The following is a 7,575-nucleotide window of genomic DNA, read 5'->3' as shown; positions in this document are numbered from 1 at the left end:
AAAGATCGTTCGAGTGGTATCGCAAGGTAATTGCCTCAAACGGCGAGGACCTGAGCTGAGCTTTCCTCAGGGGCCGGACCGCGACATGGGGTCGCGGTCCGGCCCCTTTGCGACGAATGAAGCAATCAGGTCAAAGCAGCTAAAAAAGACACGTCCCAAAAAGACTGCCCGTGTGGGTTTGGCTAGGTTCGGGCGCTGTCCGTGCCGTGGGGTAAAATCGTTCAGTCAGAACACGAACCCGCATCGGAGCTCATCACATGGCATTCGTCCATCTGCACAATCACACTGTTTTCTCCATGCTCGACGGCGCAACCCGTATCCAGGATATGGTCAACCGTGCCGTTGAGCTTGGCATGCCTGCCGTGGCCATTACCGATCACGGCTACATGTATGGCGTGCCCGACTTGGCGCTGGCCTGCGACGCCGTTAACCACAACACGCCCGAGTACAAAACCTGGAGCCACGACAAGGCCTTCTTGGAAAAGGACCGCCGCGACGAGCTGGTGGAGCCCGACCCCGAGGAAAACCCGCGCGAGCATGCCCAGTACGTTAAGGACATGGCTATGTGGGACGAGAAGGGCAATATCGACGAGCTCAAGCCGCCCCTGGTCATCAAGCCCATCTTTGGCTGCGAGGTCTACTTTACGCCGGACGAGACCCTTGCCCGCGACCACAAGCCCGAGCTCTACCACATGATCCTTCTGGCCAAGGACCAGGAGGGCTACGTCAACCTGATGCAGACGGTCTCCGAGGCCGCCGTGCAGGGCTTTTACTACAAGCCGCGCGTGACGCTCGACAACCTGCGCCGCCACGCCAAGGGCATGATCTGCACCAGCGCCTGCATCGCGGGCATCATTCCCAAGTACATCGACCGCGGTGACATGGAGGGCGCCATCAAGTGGGCCGAGACCTTCCGTGACACCTTCGAGCCCGGCGACTTCTACATCGAGATCCAGGAACACGGCATCACCACCGACAACGGCCTGACCGACGAGCAGATGGACCGTACGCTCATCGACATCGCCAAACAGGTGGGCGTCAAGGTCATTGCCACCAACGATTTCCACTACCTGCGCCGCGAGGACGCTCCCGTGCAGGATGTCATCATGTGCATTGGCATGAACGCCAAGGTCGACGACCCCAACCGCATGCGCATGACTGGCTCGGAGTTTTATATGAAGACCGAGGAGGAGATGCGGGCGATGTTCCCGTATTGCCCCGAGGCCTGCGACAACACGCTCGAGATTGCCGACAAGTGCTACGTTGAGCTGGACTGGGACTCCATCATCCTGCCGCGCTTCCCGTTGCTCGATCCCGGCGAGACGCACGAGAGCCAGTTCCGCCGCGAGTGCGAGAAGGGCCTGCGCCAGCACTACGGTGACGACTGGGCCACGCGCGAGATCGGTGGCGTCAACATCAAAGAGCGCTTTGAGTACGAATACAAGGTCATCTGCGACAAGGGCTTTGCCGCCTACTTTTTGATCGTCGCCGAGTACGTGCAATGGGCCAAGGACAACGGCATCGGCGTCGGCCCCGGCCGAGGCTCGGCCGCCGGCGCTATCGTCGCCTACGCCATGAACATCACCGCGTTCGACCCGCTCGAGAACGGCCTGATGTTCGAGAGGTTCCTGTCCCCGCAGCGTACCGAGATGCCCGATATCGATATGGACTTCGACGATGAGCGGCGCCTCGAGGTCGTGGAGCACGTTCGCCAGCTCTACGGCCCCGAGAAAGTCACCCACGTCATCACCTACTCGACCATTAAGGCCAAGCAGGCCATCAACGACGCCGCTCGCGTCCTGGACTACCCGGTCTACATGGGCCAGCGTCTGTCCAAGATGGTCTCGAGCGACCCCAAGGTCAAGCTCAAGCAGGTGCTCGAAAAGCAACCCGGCAAAGAGGACCTGTTTAACCCCGATTTTGCCGAGGCATATAAAAAGGACGACGACGCCCGCCGCATCATCGACACGGCGCTCTCAATCGAGGGCCTCACCCGTGGCGAGGGCGTGCACGCGTGCGCCGTTCTGATCTGCCGCGACCCCGTCAACGAGCACGTGCCCACCAAGCTCGACACCAAGGGCGGCGTCGAGATTACCCAGTACGAGGGCCATACCGTTGCCGACATGGGCCTGCTCAAGATGGACTTCTTGGGCCTGCGCACGCTGACTGTTATCTCCAAGGCAAAGGCAAACATCAAGAAGAACTTCGGCATCGACATCAAAGAGGAAGAGATTCCCTTTGACGACCCCGAGATCTTTAAGCTCATGGGTTCCGGCCACACCGCCGGCGTCTTTCAGGTCGAGTCCGCCGGCATGACGGCCACGATCAAGAACATGAAGCCCACCGAGTACAAGCACGTCGTGGCATTGATCGCTCTGTACCGCCCGGGCCCGCTGGGCGCCGGCATGGTCTCGTCCTACATCAACCGTATGAACGGCAAGGAACCGGCGGTTTCCTACGACGACCGCCTGGACGACATCCTGGGCGAAACCTACGGCACCATGGTCTACCAGGAGCAGGTTATGCTCATCTCCGTCGAGATGTGCGGCTTCTCCAAGGGCGAATCGGACTCGCGTATCCGTAAACCCGTGGCTAAGAAAAAGATCAAGCTGCTCACGTCGACGGTGCTGCACTGGGAGGATGGCTCGGACGAGACCACCTACGACCACTGGATGAACGGCGCTATCAAGAACAACTACACGCGCGAGGTCGCCCAGAAGATTTGGGACGATGTTCTCGAGTTCGCATCTTACGCCTTTAACAAGTCGCACTCCGCCGGCTACGCCATCCTGGTTATGCAGACGGCGTGGCTCAAGGCGCACTATCCGCACGAGTACATGGCGGCCGTTCTGACGTCCTACACGGGCAAGACCGACAAGATCGTTCATTACGTCTCGGCGTGCCGTCACGACGGCATCCCCGTGCTTTCGCCAGATGTCAATGAGTCCGGTACCGAGTTCACGGCTACCAAGGAGGGCGTGCGCTTTGGTCTGGCCGGCATCCGCGGCGTGGGCACCGGCGTGGCGCAGGCGATTATCGCCGAGCGCGAGGCGGGCGGTCCGTTTAAGACGCTGCACGATTTTGTCGAGCGCGTGGACTCGAGCCAGGCCAACCGCCGCGTGATCGAATCGCTCATCAAGGCAGGCGCCTTCGACTCCACGGGGTATCCGCGTCGCCAGATGATGCACTTTGTGGACAAGAACAACCCCGAGAACATCATCGATGCCGCGGTAAAGCGCCAGAAGGATCGCGCGAGCGGCCAGACGTCGTTCTTCGATATGTTTGGCGACGTTGAGGGCTCGGGCTTTGAGGTGAGCGTGCCCGATCCGGATGGCCAGGAATGGGACCGTCACCTTAAGTTGAGTCAGGAGAAGGAGGTTCTGGGCATCTATGTCTCGGACCACCCGCTGCGCCCGTTTGAGTATGCACTAGCCAAGGCGCGTGACTTCTCGTTCTCGCAGATCGACACCGGCTACGAAGTTCAGAATCCTACGGGCGGCACCATCAACCAGGAAATTCCCGAGGGCAAGGCGCTGTGGTGGGCCGGCATGGTCTCGAGCGTGTCCAAGCGCGTGACCAAAAACGGTGACCCCATGGGCATCGTGCAGCTCGAGGACATGGAAGGCGAGGCCACCGTCGTCGTGTTCCCCAAGACCTACAAGGAGGCCGAGGGGTACCTGTACGGCGAGGTCGATCCCGAGACCGGCGCGCAGCTGTCCGATGCCTTTGTGCGCATTAAGGGCAAGCTCGAGCGCTCGGACCGCGGCGACCAGATCATCGCGCAGGAGATCGTGCCGCTCGAGCTCAACGAGGAGAACAACAAGCCCAAGGTGTTTGAGGTCATGGTGCCCAACAGCCGCTTTAGCCAGGGCAATATGGCGCGCCTGGCCACGGTGCTCACCGCTAACCCGGGCGGCGACCGCGTGGAGATCTTTATCGAGCAGGTGGACGGGCGCGTGCTGCGTGCCGAGGTACCTGCCAAGGTCAACGCGCGTTCGATTCCGCTGCTGGCCGAGGCCAAGGCCATTGTGGGTAACCAGGGCCGCGTGACGGTGATCTAAGCTACCCCGGGTGAGATTGGAGGAAGTGATGGCGCAGGGGACGTTTGTGCAGGCGCTTCGCAAAGAGGCGGCGTTGAGCGGCACCTTTATGAAGGGCCGCTCGCTCATGCTCAACGGCGCCGTGCTGTCGATTGAGGACAGCGGCTCGCGCTTCTCCAAAAACGTGACGGTTGAGGGCTCGGTGCGCGGCTCGCGCGGCGACCTGTACAAGACGCACGTGGCGCTCGATATGGACGAGCACGAGGTTATCGACTACGACTGCGACTGCCCCGCCGCATACCGCTATCCCGGTATGTGCAAGCACGCCATCGCCACAGCGCTGGCGTACCTGGACACCAGCGGCATTGAGCCTGTTGAGGGGCTGCGCACGCCGGTTCGCACGTTTACGGCGCAGCCGAAACAGCCCGCACGCGCCGCGTCCGCCGCGCCGGCCGTCAACCCCAACTTTCCCTTCCCGGCGCCCGTCCCCACGAGCCCGAGCCTTGTGGCGGCGCTTTCCGATCTTTCGGACGCGCGCATGGATGAGCTGGCGAGCATGCGCCGCAAACTTGCCGGTGCCGTTGATCCCGACGCCCCCAAAGCGGCGTTGGAGCCCTCGTTGGTGCCGTACTACAATCCGCTGTTCGCTGACCGCTTTAGCTGGGCGCTCGAGTTCCGCATTCGCTGTGGATCGGTCTCCTACGTGGTCAAGGACATCGACGGCATGGCCGATGCCTACGTGCGCGGCGGCACGTTCTCCTATGGCAAGAAGCTCACGTTTGTCCATTCACCTGAGGCCTTTGACGAAACATCGACAAAGCTGCTCAACCTTGTTGTGACGACAGTTGCCTATCTCGATGACATCACAAGCTCGCGTTCGGCGTCGTACGACTTTGCCCGCAGCGGTTTTGTTGCCGAGCGTCAGTTGCCGCTGTCCGAGCATAGCATCGTATATGTGCTGGACCTGCTGCGCGGCCAGACCATCTCTTTTGAGCCCGCCTGGTCGCGGGGGACGACGACGCGTCGCACCTACGACGTGGCGGTTGAGCTGTCTCCGCAAGGGGAGGACGAGGCGTCCGCTAAGCGCCCACCACTTCTTGCCGCCAAAATCGCGCCGGCGGCTGGTGGTAGCTATGACCTGCGCCTGCCCGCCGATATGTACTGCTTTGCGTCGGGCGATGCCGCCTACTTGGTTGACACGCGCCGCGCGCGCCGTACCGACGCTGCATTTGCTCAGCATGCCGCACCTTTTTTGTCGCGCTTGCTGCCGTGCCGCACGCCCGCCCATATTGCCGCCGAGCAGGTGGGTGAGTTCTGCCGTATGGCGCTGCCCATTTTGCGCGACTATACCGACCTCACCGCGCCCGCCGCGCTCGATACTGTGGCACCCGAGGCGAGCTTTGCCATGGCAATCGGCGTCGACGATGGTCTTGTGACCTGCAAAATTACGGTTACCTACGGCGATTGGTCGGCTGATCTCTTTAGTCTTGGTGCTCCGGGCAGTCCTTTCGAAGAGCAACGCCCCGGCGTTCCGCCCCGCGATACGCTGGCGGAGTTTCGCGTTATGGACACGGCTGCCATGTACTTCGATTTCTACGAGGGCGGCCTGGCGTTTGAGGAGCGCGATGACGAGAGCCTGTTCCACTTGCTGACCGAGGGCCTGTCTGCCCTGTCCGAGCTGGGCGAGGTCATGCTCAGCGACCGTCTGCGCCAGATTTCGGTCCGCCCTGCGCCCAAGCTCTCGGTGCGCGCGACCGTCAAGAGTAACCTGCTCGATGTCGAACTGGGCGCGAGCGGCCTTTCGGCGGCAGATCTTGCCATCTATCTGGACTCGTACAAGCGCCACCAGACGTTCGCGCGCCTGACGTCCGGCGACATCGTGCGCCTGGATGAGGGAGCGCGTGCCGCGTTTGGTCTTGCCGAGGACCTAGGCGTCGATGCCGTCGACCTGCTCGACGGCGTGTCGCTTCCCGCGTCGAGTACCCTTTTTGTCGATAGCATGCTCGCACGCACGCCGGCGCTCGAGGCCGATCGCGACGCTGCGTTCCGCCGCACCGTCGAGCGCCTGGACACGCTCGGCAAGATGGACTTTACGGTGCCGGCATCGCTCAAGGCAACGATGCGCGGCTACCAGGTCGACGGATACCAGTGGCTCGGCTCGCTCGAACACCTGGGCCTTGGCGGCATCTTGGCCGACGACATGGGCCTGGGCAAAACGCTCCAGATGATCGCGCATATCCTGGCGCGCGTGGAGGCGGGGGACACCAAGCCCACGCTCGTGGTATGCCCGGCCTCACTCGTGTACAACTGGACTGCCGAGCTGGAGCGCTTTGCCCCGTCGCTCGATGTGTGCGCCATTGTGGGCGCCAAGGCTCAACGTCGTGTACAGATTGCCGGCGTGGCCGAGCATAACGTGGTCGTAACGTCGTATGACCTTATGCGGCGCGATATCGACGAGTACGTCGAGCAGGATTTTGCCCGCGTGGTGCTCGATGAGGCACAGTACATTAAAAATCCGCTCACGCAGGTGGCGCGCGCTGCCAAGCGCCTGCCTGCCGGCGTGCGCTTTGCCCTGACGGGCACGCCCATCGAAAACCGCCTGTCCGAGCTCTGGAGCATCTTCGACTTTTTGATGCCGGGCCTTTTGGGGACGCGCGAGTCGTTTGCCAAGCGCTTTGAGAGCCCCGTCGAGCATGCCGAGGGCGATAGCGCCGCTCGCCTGCAGGCGCTCGTGTCGCCGTTTGTGCTGCGCCGTGTTAAGGAAGACGTGGTGGCCGACCTGCCCGAGAAGATCGAGGACACCGTCATGGCACAGCTTACCGGCGAACAACGCAAGCTCTACCTGGCCAACCAGGACCGCATCGCCCAGCAGGTGCAGCACCGCGAGGCTGGGGAGTTTAAGAAGGACAAGCTCAAGGTGCTCGCCGAGCTCACCAAGCTGCGCCAGATCTGCTGCGACCCACGTCTACACTACGAGGATTACAAGGCGGGGAGCGCAAAGCTCGATACGTGTATGGAGCTCGTGCACGGCGCACTCGACGGCGGGCATCGCATCCTGTTGTTCAGCCAGTTTACGGGTATGCTCGATATCATCGGTAAGCGCTTGGCCAAGGAGGACATCGCCTTCCTTAAGCTCACGGGCGCTTCATCTAAGGAGAGCCGCGCCAAGATGGTCGCGCAGTTCCAAGCGGGCGAGGTCCCGGTCTTTTTGATTTCGCTCAAGGCGGGCGGCGTGGGCCTTAACCTGACGGCGGCCGACGTGGTCATCCACTACGACCCGTGGTGGAACGTGGCGGCGCAGGACCAAGCGACCGACCGCGCGCATCGTATTGGCCAGCAACATACCGTGACCGTGTACAAGCTCATCGCCAAGGACACGATCGAGGAGCGCATCATGCAGATGCAGGAGTCCAAGCGCGACCTGGTCAACAGCGTGCTCGGCGGCGACGGCATCTCGTCGGCGCTGTTTACCCGCGAAGATGTTCTGGCGCTGCTGGGCGGCGACGGGCGCTAACCCGCTCGGGTGGGGCCGCCA

General features: G+C 62.1%; 2 protein-coding genes. Both read left to right on the top strand.

Going from position 1 to position 7,575, the window contains the following annotated elements:
• The first annotated feature begins 257 nt into the window (after positions 1 to 257).
• Positions 258 to 4,061, top strand: coding sequence for a DNA polymerase III subunit alpha (dnaE, locus tag DW180_RS00200; protein WP_117716861.1), 3,804 nt, complete (start codon positions 258 to 260; stop codon positions 4,059 to 4,061).
• A 28-nt stretch (positions 4,062 to 4,089) separates the two neighbouring features.
• Positions 4,090 to 7,554, top strand: coding sequence for an SNF2-related protein (locus DW180_RS00195; protein ID WP_117797810.1), 3,465 nt, complete (start codon positions 4,090 to 4,092; stop codon positions 7,552 to 7,554).
• The last annotated feature ends 21 nt before the right edge of the window (positions 7,555 to 7,575 follow it).

Origin of the sequence: Collinsella sp. AM16-21, assembly GCF_003471905.1 — a bacterium.
Lineage (GTDB): Bacteria > Actinomycetota > Coriobacteriia > Coriobacteriales > Coriobacteriaceae > Collinsella.
Note: the sequence above shows the minus strand (reverse complement) of the source record. Positions and strands in the feature narration are given on the sequence as shown.

Excerpts from the sequence above, each read along its gene's own strand:
- dnaE (WP_117716861.1), top strand. The coding sequence starts at position 258 with ATGGCATTCGTCCATCTGCACAATCACACTGTTTTCTCCATGCTCGAC.
- DW180_RS00195 (WP_117797810.1), top strand. The coding sequence starts at position 4,090 with ATGGCGCAGGGGACGTTTGTGCAGGCGCTTCGCAAAGAGGCGGCGTTG.